This window comes from Candidatus Zymogenus saltonus (assembly GCA_016929395.1).
Taxonomy (GTDB): Bacteria; Desulfobacterota; Zymogenia; order Zymogenales; family Zymogenaceae; genus Zymogenus; species Zymogenus saltonus.
Genome location: JAFGIX010000009.1, coordinates 40,050 through 56,377 on the forward strand (window position 1 = coordinate 40,050; position 16,328 = coordinate 56,377).

A 16,328-nucleotide genomic window follows, 5' to 3' on the forward strand; every position below is an offset into this window, starting at 1 on the left:
CTTGAAAAACCGAAACCATTGCGCTATAATATCAAGTTTGTTATTCAAAGGAGAGCCCGTCCGATGGCTAAGTTCGACCTGATCACAGACTTCGTCCCCAGCGGCGACCAGCCGGAGACCATCGCCCAGCTCACCGAGGGGCTGAACCGGGGCGACAAACACCAGGTACTCCTCGGCGTCACCGGCTCCGGCAAGACCTTCACCATCGCCAACACCATCGCCAACGTGGGTCGCCCCTCCATCGTCATCGCCCCCAACAAGACGCTCGGGGCCCAGCTCTACACCGAGTTCAAGGAGCTATTCCCTGAAAACGCCGTCGAGTACTTCGTCAGCTACTACGACTACTACCAGCCGGAGGCCTACCTCCCCCGGACCGACACCTACATCGAGAAGGACACCTCGGTCAACGAGGAGATCGACAAGATGAGGCACTCCGCCACCCACTCCCTCCTCTCCCGGGACGACGTGATCATCGTGGCCTCCGTCTCCTGCATCTACGGCCTCGGCTCGCCGGACGCCTACTCCGGGATGATCATCGAGATCAAGGCGGGCGAGACCTTCTTCCGGGACGACCTGCTACTTCGCCTCGTGGAGAGCCAGTACGAGAGGAACGACATCGATTTTTCGCGGGGGACGTTTCGCGTCCGGGGCGACACCGTGGAGATATTCCCCACCTACGAGGACGCAAAGGCGATCAGGGTGGAGTTCTGGGGCGACATGGTGGATAAGATCAAGCTCATAGATCCTTTGCGCGGCACCGTTATCTCTAACGAGGAGGGGATCGTCATCTACCCGGGGAGCCACTACGTGACTCCCGCCGAGAGGCGGCTTTCCGCCGTGGAGTCTATCGAGGAGGAGCTCGAGGAGCGGATCGGCTTCTTCAGGGAGAACAACAAGCTTATCGAGGCGCAGCGGATCGAGGAGCGCACGAAGTTCGACCTGGAGATGATGCGCGAGATCGGCTACTGCAGCGGGATAGAGAACTACTCGCGCCACTTCACCGGCAGGATGCCGGGCGAGCCGCCCCCTACCCTTCTCGACTATTTCCCTAAGGAGTGGCTGGTGGTCATCGACGAGAGCCACATCACCGTCCCCCAGATCGGCGGGATGTACAACGGCGACCGCTCCCGGAAGACCAACCTCGTGGAGTACGGCTTCAGGCTCCCCTCGGCCTTGGACAACAGGCCCCTCAAGTTCGAGGAGTTCGAGGAAAAGGTCCACCAGACGATCTACGTCTCCGCCACGCCGGCGAACTACGAGATCGAGAGGTCGCGGGGGATCGTGGTCGAGCAGATAATCAGGCCGACGGGGCTGATGGAGCCTGTAATCGAGGTCAAGCCCGCCACCCATCAGGTGGACGACCTCTACGACGAGATCAGGGCCAAGATCGGCGCCGGAGACAGGGTCCTCGTCACCACGCTGACCAAGAGAATGGCCGAAGACCTGACCGAGTACTACACCGGCCTGGGGATACGCGCCCGCTACCTCCACTCGGACGTTGATACGCTGGAACGTGTTGAAATAATTAGGGATTTGCGGCTCGGCAAATTCGACGTGCTGGTTGGGATAAATCTCCTCAGGGAGGGTCTTGACATCCCAGAGGTCTCGATGGTGGCTATCCTCGACGCGGACAAGGAGGGCTTCCTACGGTCGGATAAGTCCCTCATTCAGACGAGCGGCAGGACGGCGAGAAACATCAACGGGAAGGTTGTGATGTACGCCGACTCCGTCACAAAGTCGATGGAGAGGGCCATCAAGGAGACGGTTAGGAGGAGGGAGATCCAGAGAGAGTACAACATCAGGAACAACATCACGCCTGAGTCGATAAAGAAGGGGATCAGCGATATATTGTCCTCGGTTTATGAAAAGGACTATTATACCATTCCAGCCTCCGTTGCGGAGGAGGAGGCGGCCTTCAGGTCGGAGGCGGAGGTCAAACGCCACATCCAGAAGCTGAAGAAGCAGATGCGCGACGCCGCCAAGGACCTGGAGTTCGAGAAGGCGGCGGAGATCAGGGACAGGATATTGGAGCTTGAGAAGAAAGATTTGGGGATTTAGTATAAAACTCTTCCCTTTCTTTCTACAATGTCTGTTCCTTTTTTTCTAATTCTTTCGATGTGTAAAGATAGATTTTTCAATAGTGATGAGCCATTAACTCTTTCTATACTTTTTACAAAATTTGCTAGTGGAAAAAATGAATCAGATGGTGAATAAAAGTATTCATAGAATCCACCTCTTTCACATACAAATTCTAACAAACCTATTTTGTTATCATTAAGAACTTGTGCAAATTCTGAGGCGGTTTTTAAGTCTTGATCACTGGGATTTATACAACTATAGTATCTAGGATTTGTGTTTGGATGATTATGAAATATTAAAACAGTATTATAATTTTTTCTCAATGCTATATTTGCAATATCATTTAGTGGCAAATATATATTTACTCTCTTATTATCAAAACCTTTATTCAACCATATCAAGTTTACAAGTCTATCCTTTTCAAAACCTATTATTGTCCATTCATGTTTTTTGTATTTTAAAAGAGAAGCTGCAATTCCAGGAAAGTTAATTAGCTCTTCTGATATTTCACAGAATTCTCCATTTGGATTCATTTTCTTTTTAAAATTCTTGTCTGCAAAGAATTCTACTATTCTAAATGAATAATAAATTCTTACTTTTATATCACGTCTCATTATTGCAAGAGACTTGATTTCATAATCTCTTAAAGGACGAAGATGTGTTATTACAAATACCAATGCAAATAGTGTGCACAATATGAAAATAGTAATTATAAAATCAAGCATTGGTATCTAGTAAAATCTAATATTTACAAATTTAAGTTTTTTGTATTTCACTCTCTTCACCCCTGTTGCCCCTCAATGATCAGAAGCAGTATCGCCGCTCCCATCCCCAGCCGCCTGTCGAGGCTGGCTCCCGGGTCCATCGAGAAGTCGATGTCGAACTTGTGGATGAATATATTGAACCTCTGCCGGATCGTCCCGACAACCTGCCCCGATCCGCCCATCAGGATAACGTACCTCTGGGGAATGAGATTAATCAGCCTGCTCAATATGGCCATCAGGCCCGACTCCTCCTTCAACACGGCGATGTTGTTGTCGGTCGAATCCATGATTATCCACTCGTCCTTGATTATCGACTTCAGCCCCTTCCTCTTCAGGGCGCCCATCTTCGCCCCGGTTGCGGAATCGACGATGTCGTAGGCCGCCGCAAAATCGATGATCTGCCTCGCCTTGATGTTCAGTATGGGCATAGTCTGCGACTCGTCGGAGTAGACCGTGATATCCTCCTTGAGCTTGAACATCTTCTGCCTGACGTAGCAGACCAGCCCCCCAGCCCCGTCGTTGACGTAGACCTGTCCCGCCAGCGCAAAGAACTTCCTCCTCGCGACAAATTTCGTGTCGTTTAAGAAGAGCATCTTTTACCTCGACCTAAAAAGGTTCTGTTATGAATAGGAAAATCGAATCTCCTTTAAAATATCTTCTTTATTTTATCCACGGCTTTTTCACCGCCTGATTTCAGCTTGTCCGTTCCCTCCTTTACCCCCTCCTCGACGTTCTCCTTGACCTCCTTACCCCCCTTCTCCAGCATCCTCCCCCCCCTCATGAGATGATCCTTTATTTTTTTACCCTCAAAGTCCATCCTCGTGAAGAACGCCCTCGTCTGCGCCTCCGTCCATCTTACAGGCTGGCCGGGGAGAGTTCCAACTACGAAGGAAAGTCCCTCGTTCGCCTTGACGAGGACAGGGGGGAGTCCCGCGGCCTTCTTCTCCTTTGACCTCACCTCCACCTCGCCGTCGAGGCAGGCAAGCTCCGTCTTCTTCTTCTGCTCGTCGTAGGAAACGCCGAAGTCGGTCCCCCTGACGCCGATTGCGGCGTTTTCCGTCTCGATCACAAACTCCGACTTTTTATTCACAAAGGGAGACACCACCGCCCTCACCTTCCCGTAGGCAAGCTCGAAGACGTTGGTTGTCCTCCTTGTAATCTCGACCGTTCCCATTCCCCTGATTATGACGTGGCTCGCCGAGCCGACCTTCAGGACGCTCCCGTCCGGGAGAAAAAGCTCCGCCGTCGCCCCCCTCTCCGTCATTATCTCGTCCCCCTCCTTGACGGTCATATCCCCAGAGAGGGGGACCCACTCGTCGCTCCCGACCGTCTTTATCACCACCGACCCCTCGGAAAAGACCACATCTGCGGAATCACCTCCGCCGACAAGAAGGAAAAATACACCAGCAGCGATGGCAACAGCTATGATCAAAAGGAAAAACAACCTGGTAAAAAACACCTTAATTTTCGACTTCTTCTTCTTTTGCTTTTTGGCCATCTTAATATTCCCCCGTTCATTTTTTTCGCATTATATCATAATGTTTATATTTTCTATCACTCTTTATCACAAAAGCAGAAAAATATAGACAATTTTTTCATCCACAACTCCTGGTTGTCAACGACTTGATTTTAGGATATAATCGAAAAACTGTAAATCGAAATATGGCGATGGAATCTAATAATATCGAAACAAAAACGCTCGAAACAAAGACGCTCGAAACAAAGACGGCGAACCTCCCCAACAGCCCCGGCGTCTATCTGATGAAAAACAGCTCCGGAAAGGTCATATACGTTGGGAAGGCGAGGGAGCTGAAAAAGCGGGTCTCCTCCTACTTCAGGGATGTGGAGAAGAAAGACCCCAAGACCAGGCATCTGATCAAGAGCATCTCCGACTTCGACTTCATCGTGACCGACAACGAGGTGGAGGCGTTACTCACCGAGGGAACGCTGATCAAAGAATACCGCCCCAGGTACAACGTAGACCTCAAGGACGACAAGAACTACCTCTGCCTCAGGATCGACCTCGATGAAGACTTCCCAAGGTTTACCTTCGTCAGGAACATCAAGCGGGACGGCGCCCGCTACTTCGGGCCTTATACGGACGCCAAGGCGATTCGCCAGAGCCTCAAGTGGCTGTCAGCGACCTTCCTCCTCAGGCAGTGCACCGACCACAAGTTCAACAACAGGTCACGTCCCTGCATCTACTACGAGATCAACCAGTGCAGCGGCCCCTGCCTTAACCTGATAACGAAAGAGGAGTACTATAAGGGGGTTGATGAGGTGGTGATGTTTCTGAGCGGGAGGGGAGACGACCTGATAAAGAGGCTGACAGCCGAGATGGAGCTTCTTGCAGAAGAGATGAAGTTCGAGGAGGCCGCCCTCTACCGCGACAGGATAGCGTCCATCAAAAGGATCATGGAGACCCAGAAGGTCGTCACCAAGGACCTTGTGGACAGGGACGTAATCGGCATCCACAGGGAGGGCCTTAGCATCGGCTTTTCGATTCTCCTGGTACGGGGCGGAAGACTGATGGGGAGCTGGTACCGCCTCTTTAAAAACGTCCTGGACGAAGACCCGGAGGCTGTCCAGAGCTTCATCGAGCAGTACTACAGCGGCGAGCGCTACGTGCCGGACGAGATTCTCCTTCCCGTCGAGGTTTTCGACAAAGAGCTTCTCCTAAAATGGCTAAGAGGGAAAAGTGAGGTCGAGATCCTCGTCCCGAAGAGAGGAAGGCTCCGGGCTCTCGTGACGATGGCCCAGAAAAACGCCGAGAGTTCGTTTGTGGAGTGGAAGAAGAGCAGCGAGAGCAGGATAGAGGCTCTTGAGGCCTTAAGGGAGCGCCTTGGCCTGCCCGTATTTCCAAGGAGGATGGAGTGCTTCGATATCTCCAACGTCAAGGGGACCCTCTCCGTGGGCTCCATGGCGGTCTTCACTGACGGTGAGCCGGACAGGAGCCAGTACCGCCACTACAAGATAAAGGGCGTCCCTGCGGCCAACGATTACGCCATGATAGAGGAAGTCCTTGCGAGAAGGATAAAGAGGCTTGACGACGAAAACCGCCCCGACCTTATCTTGATCGATGGTGGGAAGGGGCACCTGAACATCGCTGCAGAGGTACTGAGGGATCTTAAAGCATCCGACATCCCCCTCGCCGCAATCGCTAAGGGCGAAAAGGGGGGAGAGACCGTGGGGAAAGGGAAATCGGACAGGGTCTTTCTGATAGGGAGGAAAAATCCGATAGTCATAAAGGGAAGCTCGCTCGCCCTCTTTCTCCTCATGCAGATCAGGGACGAGGCGCACAGGTTCGCCATCGAGTATCACAGGAAGCTGAGGAAGAAGAAGGGCGTCAGGTCGGCCCTTGACGAGATCGAAGGGGTGGGAGAGAAGAGAAAGAAGGCCCTCTTGAAGCATTTTCAGAGGATCGGCGACATAAAGCTTGCCACGGTCGAGGAGCTCTCCGCCGTTAACGGGGTATCGCCGGCCGTTGCCCAATCGATACATGCATATTTCAAAGATAAACAGGGAAACGGGGAGGATTGATTTCAACGTAGATTATTTCATACCAAGAATTTTTTATTGAATTAGTGGAAAGTTTGGGTTATTATCTTCGGGTGCTTTTCACCAACCTATAAAAGGAGATGGTGTAATGAACGGGATAACGATCAAGGAGATCATCGAGGAGAACGCTAAGAAGTTCGCCAAAAAAAACGCCTTGTTGAGAAAAATTGGAATTAGATGGGTTGGAATTACATACAGGGATCTGCTTTCTCAGGTAAAGGACCTCGGCACAAGCCTTGTAAAGATGGGAATGAAAAAGGGAGACCGAATCGCCCTCCTTACACACAACTGCCCCGAATGGGCCATTTCATACCTCGCAATTATAACCAATAACGGCATTGTCGTACCGGTTGACAAGGAGCTAAAGGCCCAGGAGCTGAGACACATCCTCGAAGACAGCGGCTCAAAGTTCATTATAGTAACAGAAGAGCTCCTTCCGAAGATCGAAGAGATACATCAATCCCTTAAAAGTCTGAAGAAGATAATCCTTATAACCAATTTGACAAAGGATATCACGATTCCCGACGAGATAAAGGATGACATGAAGAGGATCGAGAGGGCATGGCAGTCTTTGATCGCCAAGATTAAAAAGGAGCATGAATCCGAGATAAAAAAGATCGAAGATCTTTGGCTCTCTCTCGATAAAAGGCTGAAAGACGCCAGGATAAAGAAGGACAGCCTCGTCATCGAAAAGAGAAACCGCTTTTTGGACTTCACCAAGGGACTCTACGAGGGCACCGACGTTGCGACCGGTGTGGTTCATTTCGAGAACCTTTTCGGAAACGAAGATATTATCGAAAACGAGATGGGATATAATGAGACCATCGCCATCCTCTACACGTCCGGCACCACGGGAAAATCGAAGGGGGTGATGCTCACGAACGAGAACATCATAACGAATTTCAAGGGGGTGGTGGAGCTGATGCAGGTGGACGATAAGATCCTTACGCTCTCCGTTCTGCCGATAAACCACGTCTACGAATCGACCTGCGGTGTAATTATACCTATCCTTCTGGGCGGGACGGTCGCATTCGCCGAGTCCCTTTTAAAGGTGGCCCAGAACCTCAACGAGGTGAAACCGAACTTTTTCCTTGGTGTCCCCGCCCTCTACCAGGCCCTTTACACGAGGATGAGCCAAAAGGTAAACTCCAGCCTTGCAGGCAGGCTGATGAACTCCAACGCCATCACGAGAAAGGTAATCCAGAAAAAGATCAAAAAGGAGCTCGGTGGAAGCGACATTGCCTTCATAAGCGGAGGCGGGCCATTCGACCCCTCCCTTCAGGAGGGATTAAGGAAACTCGGCCTCAACATCTTCAACGGCTACGGGATTACGGAAACCGCACCCCTTGTGGCGGTAAACAGCGTCGTTGGAGGAGACAGGCTCGGCTCCGTGGGGAAGGTCATGCCCGAAGTCGAGATCAAGATAGAAAATCCGAACGAAAACGGCGAGGGAGAAATATTTATCAAGGGGCCTAACGTGATGAAGGGATACTTCAATAATCCGAAGGCAACCAAGGAGGTGCTGACCGACGGGTGGTATCACTCCGGAGACCTGGGATACCTCGACGACGACAATTATCTCTTTGTACTGGGAAGGGTCAAAAACCTGATCGTTACTGGAAAGGGCAAGAACATCTACCCCGAGGAGGTGGAGACGGAGCTGGAGCGGAGCCCCTTCATCGAGGAGGCGATGGTCTACGCCCACAACCTCGGCACCACGGGAGAGGAGGTCAGGGCGGTCGTCTACCTGAATCAAGACATGCTGGAAGCCCACGCGGTAAAGGAGGGGAAAAAGGAGCTTGAAAAGTCCGAGATACACACCCTCATTCGCGACGAGATAAAAAGATGCTGCAGCAACCTGGCGGATTACAAGCGGGTCAAGGAGTTCATGATAAGGGACGAGGAGTTCCCGAAGACCTCGACCCGAAAAATAAAGCGGTACGCCGTAGAGGAAGCCATCAAGGTAAATTGAAACACCCGCTCCTCCTTTTAGCTTCGGCCCTGGCCCTCGGGATCGGCCTCGGCACATACATAAGAACAGACATCCCGCCGCTTCTTATAATTGCCGGGATTCTTCTGACCTTAACTGCAATGATAAGGGAGCGTATTCGCCTCACCTCCCATACCAAAGGCCCCGCCCTTCCATCGGCTCATCATCTCTATTTTGTACTTATCGGACTCCTCTTCGTAATCCTCGGCCTCCTCCTTATATGCCCCGTCGTCAACCCCAAGACAGACTCCGACCATATATCTAATTTTGCATCGAATGAGTATCGAACAATTGCGGGAACGGTCTCTCTCCCCCCCGATTTTGATTCCGATTCCACACGAATTGTCTTGAAAGACGTGATGATAAAAGACGGGAGAAAATGGATTGACGTCAAGGGGAGACTCGGGGTCACGATCTACGAGCGCACAGATAGTATCGGATACGGGGATGTCATATTTTACAGGGGCAAGATAAGAAATCCGACCAACTTCAACAACCCGGGCGGATTCGACTACGTATTCTACCTCAAAAGAAGGAGTATATCCTCCATCTCATATATAAAGGGCCGGGACTACTTTTTTGTCTCGGAAAACGTCTCGCCGCCGACCTTAAGGAAGATTGAAGAGATAAGGCGCAAGATAAGAACTTTTATCGACACCGCCGTCCCTATAACTGAGGGGGCGATCTTGAAGGCCTTAATAATAGGCGAAAGGTCAGAAATCCCTGAGGATCTCTACGACTCCTACCGGCGAACCGGAATGGCCCACATCCTGGCCATCTCCGGGATGCACATCGGGATAATCTTTCTCATCTCCTTTTCCGTTCTACATGTAGTGCTTGTCAGGATACCCCGGCTCGCCCTTATATTTCCCGTAAAGACATTCGCCCTAATCGTATCTCTTTTGCCCATCTTTCTCTACACAATCCTCTCGGGACTCAAGATCACCGCCGTGAGGTCGACCATTATGATAACGGCTTACGTTTTATCCGTAGTCATTGGGAGGGACCGGGACCTGTTGAACACCCTGTCTCTGGCGGCGCTTATTATTCTAATCGTATCCCCTGCGTCCCTATTCGACCCGGCCTTTCAGCTGTCGTTCACGGCGGTAATGTCGATCATCCTTATCTATCCACTCCTGACGGATCCGGTCAAAAACAGGATATACAGTGGCGACGGCTCTGCCCCGACCCTCGGAAGGCGCCTGTTGCTTCGTGGATATCAATTTGCGGCGGTGTCTGTTTCCGCCCTTTTCGGAATTCTCCCGATATCCGCCCACTATTTTTACACGGAAAGTCCCCTCTCGATTTTAATGAACTTCGCCGTCGTCCCGCTCCTCGGTTTTTTCGCCGTGCCGCTTTCCCTCGTCTCGATTCCCCTTGTCTTCATCTCGGGAGAGGTCGCGGGCCTGCTCCTCGATGGAGCGGCCGGGGCCGTTACAATATCGAACTGGATGATAAACGGCGTAGACTCCCTCTTCCCGGGGGGATTTGCGGTGATCCCGCCGAGGCTCCCGGAGATGGTTCTCTACTACCTCATTCTCGTTGTCGTGATTTTTTACGCCAACGAGTACAGGAGAAGGAGCCTACAGCCGAGACAATCGGTTAAATCCCGACTTAGAATTATATTTGTCGTTTTACTTTCAACTCTCGTCTTGCTACTCTCGTATCAGGCCTTAAACCGCTACCACCCGAAGAGACTCTCGGTTACATTCATAAACGTAGGCCAGGGGGACTCGACTCTTATTAAGTTCCCGGGCGGAAGGACAATGCTCATAGACGGAGGGGGATTTCACGGCGGCGGCTTCGATACGGGAAGGTCGATCGTATCCCCCTACCTCCTGCATGAGAGGATAAGGAGAATAGACTACCTTGTCCTGACACATCCCGAATTCGATCACTACGGGGGCATCGAGTATATTCTTAAGAATTTTAACGTTGGCGAGTTCTGGGTCACCGAGGCCGGGATGGACTCGGAGGAGATCGAGGATCTAAGGAGTACGTCAAAGATGAGAAACGTGCCGATTGTCACAATATCTGACGACACCACAGACCTTGCGATCAACGGCGCCGTCGTTGAGTTCCTGCACCCGCCGCCCGGCCTTCAAACGAAAGGAGACATGAAATCCGATTTAGGCGAAAATCTGAACAACAGTTCCATCGTATTTCGCATAAAATACGGCTATTTCTCCCTCCTTATGACGGGCGACATCGAGGCCGAGGCGGAACGGCTCATCATGTCAAAAAACAGGGAGCTGAAATCCCTCGTCCTTAAAAGCCCCCACCACGGATCAAATACATCGAGCGGCATTACTTTCTTAAACGAGGTCGAGCCTGCGGTGGTGGTAATCATGTGCGGGGAAAAGGAGCGGTTCGGCTTTCCGAAAGACGAGACGCTTGAAAGATACGAGTATATCGGGGCCGTTGTCTTTCGGACCGACATCGACGGCGCGGTGATTGTAAAGAGCGACGGAGACGGCTTTGAAATCGAATCGGTCAACGGCAAAAGCTGTCTCTGGAGAGCACCTTGATTTAGTGAAACGGGAGAATTTCTAAAGGGTAAGATCAATGAAAATCGCTATAATATTCATTATCGCCGTATCTATTCTGCTTCTCCTAAACGTCATTCTGGGGCTTACTCTCTCGATCTTGATCTCCCGTCCCAAGACTAAATCCTATATTGATTACTACTTCTTCTCCCCCTTCGAGACGGGGGTTCCATCAGAAAAGGTCGCCTTTGAAACGGAGGACGGATTGACCTTAAGGGGATGGCTCCTGCCGGGACGGGACAATCGGGCGGTCATCTGCCTTTGTGGACGGATGGGGACAAAATCCGACCTGCTCGGCGTGGGAAGCTGTCTGAACAGGGCGGGATACAACGTTCTCCTGTTTGACTACAGGGGCTGCGGGGAAAGCGACTCGTCCACAATGAGCATGGGGCAGCTCGAACGTATGGACGTAAAGGCCGCGGTCGATTTCATCGTAAAAAAAATCCCAAGTCCGAGAATAGGCATCATAGGCTTTTCAATGGGGGCGTCTCTGGGGATTGTCCACGCATCGACGGACAAGAGGATATCGGCCCTTGTCTGCGACTCACCCTTCACCTCGTCGGAGGAGCTTATCTTAAACAGGATAAGGAGATTCTTCCCCCTCCCCCTTTTTCTCTTGAGGCCGTTGACGAGGCTCTTCACGAAGTTCCTCTTCGGCTACGATAACCGGGGGCTCGACGTGAAAGGCTCCGCAAAAAGACTTTCCCTCAAAAACCTTCTCGTCGTGGTGAGTGAAAAGGACTGCGTCATCGAGCCCTCCCAGCAGAGGGAGATTTTTGACGCCGCCTCCCATCCGAAGGAGGTCTGGAAGCTCGAAGACGCCGACCACTGCGGGGCCTATTTCCTTAACCGGGGCGAGTACGTCAGTAGGGTGGCCGCCTTTTTCGACGATGCCTTATCCTAAAAAATGACTTGGGTTCAACGGAAGTTTAGAGTAATCTGATTTTTCAAGAAGCGCGGGGAGAGGGAATTTGAGCCGATTGTCTCCCCCCTCAAGCGATTTGTAGTTCCATAACATTTATATACTTTAAGGAGATATAATGACAAATCCTTTTAAGGACAAGGTGGCGGTCGTCACCGGGGCCGCCTCAGGCATAGGGAGGGCAATCTCAAACGAGCTGGTAAGGATGGGGGCGACGGTTATCGCGGCGGACATCAACCTTGAAGGGGCAAAGGAGACCGCATCATCAATTGCGGAGATGGGGGCAAAGACCGCGGCGAAAAAGGTCGACGTCACGAAGCACGATCAGGTAAAACAACTTATCGCCGATGTGGTAAAGGAGCAAGGGAGGCTCGACTACATCTTCAACAACGCGGGGATCGCCTTTCTCGGTGAGACGAGGGACATGGACATCTCCCAGTGGAGACAGATAATCGATGTCAACATGATGGGTGTCCTCTACGGTACCCTCGAGGCATACCCGGTCATGATCAAACAGGGTTCTGGACACATCGTCAACACCGCCTCTCTTGCGGGCCTGGTCCCCGTCCCCACAGAGACCGCCTATGTCACGACGAAGTTCGCCGTTGTGGGCCTCTCCGCGTCTCTCAGGTCAGAGGCAAAGGGACTGGGCGTCAAGGTTAGCGTCGTCTGCCCCGGTTTCGTAGACACGGCGATAATAAGGGGCTTCATCCCAGTCAATATTCGCAAGGAGGATCACCTTAAGAAGATGCCAAGAATGATGGACGTAAATAAGGCCGCGAGGAAAATCTTGAAAAGGGTCAGGCGAAACCGCTCGATAATTTTAATTGGGACGGACGCCCACATCATCTACTTTCTCCAGCGCTACGTTCCCTTTGTCCTCAATCCCCTCTACCTAATGATGGTAAAATTCCTCAGGACGACGAGGATCGAGGATTAAGGAATTTGGTTTAGATATTCTTTTCGCCGAGATGGACCACGGTCGTTTTTCTCCTAATATAACCTATTGACAAAAACGGAGGGATGAAAAATCCCCCCACAAAAATTTTTAATGTCATTCCCCCGTCCCTTCAAGATACGACTTTTTCATCCGACATCGAGGCGTCATTATAAATCGACCCTCCCCTTTAAAAATCCAACCCTCTGCTTAAGTCCTTTGGGCACAAGGGGACTTTAGCATATGAAGGCCTCCCTTGTCATCTTAAAGGGCAGCAGGGCAAAGAGACAAAAGGGGATTGCCCCCCCTCCCCCAACCGAAAACGGAAACCGACAGCCCCAGTCACTACAGCCCCATCTGCCGGGCGACTATCTCCTTCATTATTTCGGTTGTGCCGCCGATTATGCTCAAGGAACGGACGTCCGTGTACATCCGGGCGACCTCGTACTCCGCCATGTAGCCGTACCCCCCGTAGATCTGCGTCGCATCGTAGCATATTTTGGTTACCATCTCCCCTATGGACGCCTTCAGCATCGATATCTCCTTGACGACATTCTCGCCCTTGGCGAACCTTTTCGCACATTGATACGCCAGCGCTCGGTTCAGCTCTATCGCCGTGGCCATGTCGACTAAACGATGTTTTATCGCTTGGAATTTCGATATCGTCCTTCCGAAGGCAGTCCTCTCCCTGGCGTAGTCGATCGTCTTGTCGAGTATATACTGGGCCGCCCCGAGCCCCTCCACGCTCAATATCAAACGCTCAAGCTGGAGGTTGTTCATCAGGGCGTAGAATCCCCTCCCCTCCTGGCCAAGGAGGTTCTTATCGGTCAGCTTCACGTCTTCCAAAAATATCTCGGCGGTGTCCGACTCGTGGCACCCTATCTTTTCGAGCTTTCGGGTCGACAGGCCGGGCGTTCCCCTCTCCACCACAAAAAGCGAAACCCCCCGATGAGGGGGGTCCGCTTTCTTATCGGTTTTTGCCGCGACTATTATTATATCCGCGTAATGCCCGTTGGTTATGAAGGTCTTCTGGCCGTTAAGTATATAATCGCTCCCCTTCTTCTCAATCCCCGTGACGATCCCCGCGACGTCCGACCCCGCTCCGGGGTCGGTTATAGCTATGGCGCAGACCGACTCCCCGGCTATGCAGGGGGCAAGCCACCGTTTTTTTTGCTCGTCCGTCCCGAGGTCATTGATATATGTAGTAGACATATCGTTGTGAACGCCCACAGAGACCGCAAAGCCGAGACACCCCGATCTCCCCATCTCCTCGGCCATGACGACCCGAAACAGGTCGTCCACCCCCAGTCCGCCGTACTCGGGGTCGTAGCAGAAGCCGAGAAAGCCCATCTTTCCCATCTCCCGCCAGATCGATCTGGGTATCTCCCTCTTTTCCTCCCATTCGAGAATGAAGGGCGTCACCTTTTCCGCCAAGAATTTTCTCAGCTGTTCCCTGAACTGCTCATGTTCGCTGCCAAATATGTCATACTCCATAATTTTTTCCTATCAAACTAATAGTAACAACTTACATCTTCACGCCAAAGAAAAGCTTCTCCCGCGCCGTACCAAGCGGTTGGTAGACAAGCGCCCCGGGCCTAGCCGTCAACATTCCAGCATCCGATTCCAGTATCCGATATGTCCTTCCCCGTTATCTCTTCCTTTGTCTCTCTTTTACCCTCTAGCCCCCTTGACTATATCTTCGTCAGCGCCGAGACGCTTACGAAGAGAACTATCGCGGTTATAAAAACTCCCACGATCCCCATAATTGTCCCGACGACCTTTATCTCCGGGGATTTTTCCTTGACCCTGATGAGCGCCACTATCGAGTAGAGGATCACTATCAGGATAATCCCGCTCAGGACGATAACGGGGAGGGCCTGGCCTATCTTGTTGAAGATCAAAATCGCCAGGATGGGGAGCAAGGGGGAAACGAGGTTTATCAAAAACGTGATTTTTTTCTTCATTTCTGTTCCTCCGCCTTCGGCTTGAGATCACCGCCGCTTAAGGTCGAGAGCTTCTCGACAATCTCGATAAAGGTCTTCGCCGCCGGTACGAGCTCCTCAAGGATCACCTTCTCCCTGTAGTCGGCGTCCACCAGCAGGTAGCTTGGCCCGCTTATGTAGTGAATCACCGGGATTCCCAGCCTGTGGGGGAACCTCCCCTCTCCCGGGGGGTCCTTCCCCAGGGCGTCGATCGCTATCACAGCCGACCTCGTGAGGTTGTTGTCCCTCAGGGCCTCCCCTATCGCATCCTTCATGTGGTCGTTGTTGTCGATGAATATACCCCTGAGCTGTGGCTTCCCCGTGTAGTGGTAGTCTCCGCCCTTGTCCTCAACGAACTCCTTTGCGGCTACGTGCTCTATGTTGAGGTTCATGACGGTCTTATCGGCGATATCCTCCTTGTGATTTTCGAGCCATGTCTCTATCCCCTTCGAGCCGTAGAAGTGCCCGGACGATGCCAAAAAGACCATCGTCTTCTCCCGCTCCTCTTGGGGAACCTGAGAAAAATACTTCGCCAATGAAAGGACCATGGAGATGCCGGTTCCGTCCTCTATATATCCCTTGAAGGGCGAGTCGTGGTGGGAGGTGATGAGGACTATCTCGTTCGACTTCCCGGGGAGCACCCCGTGAACGTTGTGCATAACACCGGGGGTCATCGTCCCTGTCTGGACAAACGTTGCCTGAAGGCTTCCCGCGGCCAGCATCTCCTTCAGCCTCGCCCCGTCGTCTCTGCCCACGTAGAGGGCGGGTAAATCCTTCATCTCGCCGTCATAGGGGCCGTAATGGGTGACCACGTTGGCGGGCTGATCCTTCAATATCCAGACGACCGCCAAAGCGCCGCTCTTTTTGGCGAGCTCGTAGGCGCTCTTGGACGTGTCCTTGTCAATGTTCCAGTTCTTCCTCACCCAGCAGGCCGGCTGACTCGCCCACCATGTGAAGGTCTTGTCCGGGTCGTAAAGGTAGTAACCCTTAAGCAACATCAGTGGAAGGAGTGGAAGGGTCGCGAATTCCATGTCTATGACCGCGATCTTCCCCTTAACATCGATCGTGTTGAAATCCTCCTCCGAGCCGCTCCTTACATAGACCAGCTCGGCGCTGATGCCCTCATCCGGCGTGAATCCGGTATTGAGCGTGTAGAATGTGGGTATCTCCTCCTCCACGCCATCACCCTTAACCTTAAGGGACCACTCTACCGCGCGCCAGAGGGTAATTTCCACCGGCTCCTTCCTGACGTTCTCAAGTCCGAATTCCATGAACTTCTTGTACACGAAATCCTCGCCGGCTAGCCCCCCAGGCTCGCCCGGCCTCCTGTTGTCGGATTTACAGAACTCGTCCAGCCACCCAACGATCTCGTCCTGAGTCGGCACCCTTGCATCATCTACTGCAAAAAGGGCAGCGGATGACAACAACATCAAGACCACCGACAGGCAGATTGTTCTTTTAAATCTAAACATAGGCATCCCCCAAAATATTTCATTAAAACCTGTAACGACTAACTGTTTCTCCGCAGAAGTATAACACAAACCGCACTA

The 16,328-nt window shown here is 52.0% G+C and carries 12 protein-coding genes; 6 read left to right on the forward strand and 6 right to left on the reverse strand.

Features of this window, described 5'->3' with window-relative positions; genetic code table 11:
- Positions 1-63: 63 nt before the first annotated feature.
- Positions 64-2,058 carry an excinuclease ABC subunit UvrB gene (gene uvrB / locus JW984_01890; GenBank protein MBN1571928.1) on the forward strand — a complete coding sequence of 665 codons (1,995 nt, stop codon included), beginning with the start codon at positions 64-66 and terminating at the stop codon, positions 2,056-2,058.
- Here uvrB and JW984_01895 read toward each other — a convergent pair.
- From JW984_01895 to JW984_01905, 3 genes are read right to left on the reverse strand one after another with little or no spacing between them, the layout of a single operon-like run.
- A complete protein-coding gene (locus JW984_01895) occupies positions 2,055-2,804 on the reverse strand; it encodes a hypothetical protein (GenBank protein MBN1571929.1) in 750 nt (249 codons plus the stop codon). The two genes, uvrB and JW984_01895, sit on opposite strands and share 4 nt — an antisense overlap.
- Positions 2,805-2,860: 56 nt before the next feature.
- The gene (locus JW984_01900) at positions 2,861-3,436 is read right to left on the reverse strand and encodes a hypothetical protein (GenBank protein MBN1571930.1); all 576 of its coding nucleotides are present in this window, start codon (positions 3,434-3,436) and stop codon (positions 2,861-2,863) included.
- Positions 3,437-3,489: 53 nt separating this feature from the next.
- Positions 3,490-4,341 (reverse strand): FecR domain-containing protein, encoded by an 852-nt coding sequence (locus tag JW984_01905; protein ID MBN1571931.1) that lies wholly within the window; start codon positions 4,339-4,341, stop codon positions 3,490-3,492.
- Positions 4,342-4,511: 170 nt separating this feature from the next.
- Between JW984_01905 and uvrC the strand changes: the two genes are divergently transcribed.
- The 5 genes from uvrC (at position 4,512) to JW984_01930 (ending at position 12,799) form a co-directional block, all read left to right on the forward strand.
- The gene (gene uvrC / locus JW984_01910; protein MBN1571932.1) at positions 4,512-6,383 is read left to right on the forward strand and encodes an excinuclease ABC subunit UvrC; all 1,872 of its coding nucleotides are present in this window, start codon (positions 4,512-4,514) and stop codon (positions 6,381-6,383) included.
- Positions 6,384-6,489: 106 nt separating this feature from the next.
- The gene (locus JW984_01915; protein MBN1571933.1) at positions 6,490-8,373 is read left to right on the forward strand and encodes an AMP-binding protein; all 1,884 of its coding nucleotides are present in this window, start codon (positions 6,490-6,492) and stop codon (positions 8,371-8,373) included.
- Entirely contained in the window at positions 8,370-10,919 is a 2,550-nt protein-coding gene (locus tag JW984_01920; GenBank protein ID MBN1571934.1) for a DNA internalization-related competence protein ComEC/Rec2, read from the forward strand. Before JW984_01915 ends, JW984_01920 begins: the two co-directional genes overlap by 4 nt.
- A 37-nt stretch (positions 10,920-10,956) precedes the next feature.
- Positions 10,957-11,841, forward strand: a complete 885-nt coding sequence (locus JW984_01925; GenBank protein MBN1571935.1) for an alpha/beta fold hydrolase — start codon at positions 10,957-10,959, stop codon at positions 11,839-11,841.
- A gap of 136 nt (positions 11,842-11,977) precedes the next feature.
- Positions 11,978-12,799, forward strand: coding sequence for an SDR family oxidoreductase (locus tag JW984_01930; protein MBN1571936.1), 822 nt, complete (start codon positions 11,978-11,980; stop codon positions 12,797-12,799).
- A gap of 342 nt (positions 12,800-13,141) precedes the next feature.
- On the opposite strand, the gene JW984_01935 is transcribed toward JW984_01930, so the two are convergent.
- The 3 genes from JW984_01935 to JW984_01945 all read right to left on the reverse strand — a co-directional run bounded on the left by JW984_01935 (position 13,142) and on the right by JW984_01945 (position 16,250).
- Positions 13,142-14,290 (reverse strand): acyl-CoA dehydrogenase family protein, encoded by a 1,149-nt coding sequence (locus JW984_01935; GenBank protein ID MBN1571937.1) that lies wholly within the window; start codon positions 14,288-14,290, stop codon positions 13,142-13,144.
- 197 nt (positions 14,291-14,487) lie between these two features.
- Positions 14,488-14,760 (reverse strand): hypothetical protein, encoded by a 273-nt coding sequence (locus JW984_01940; protein ID MBN1571938.1) that lies wholly within the window; start codon positions 14,758-14,760, stop codon positions 14,488-14,490.
- Complete coding sequence (locus tag JW984_01945; protein MBN1571939.1) at positions 14,757-16,250, reverse strand: M28 family peptidase; 1,494 nt, start codon at positions 16,248-16,250, stop codon at positions 14,757-14,759. Before JW984_01945 ends, JW984_01940 begins: the two co-directional genes overlap by 4 nt.
- Positions 16,251-16,328: the final 78 nt, after the last annotated feature.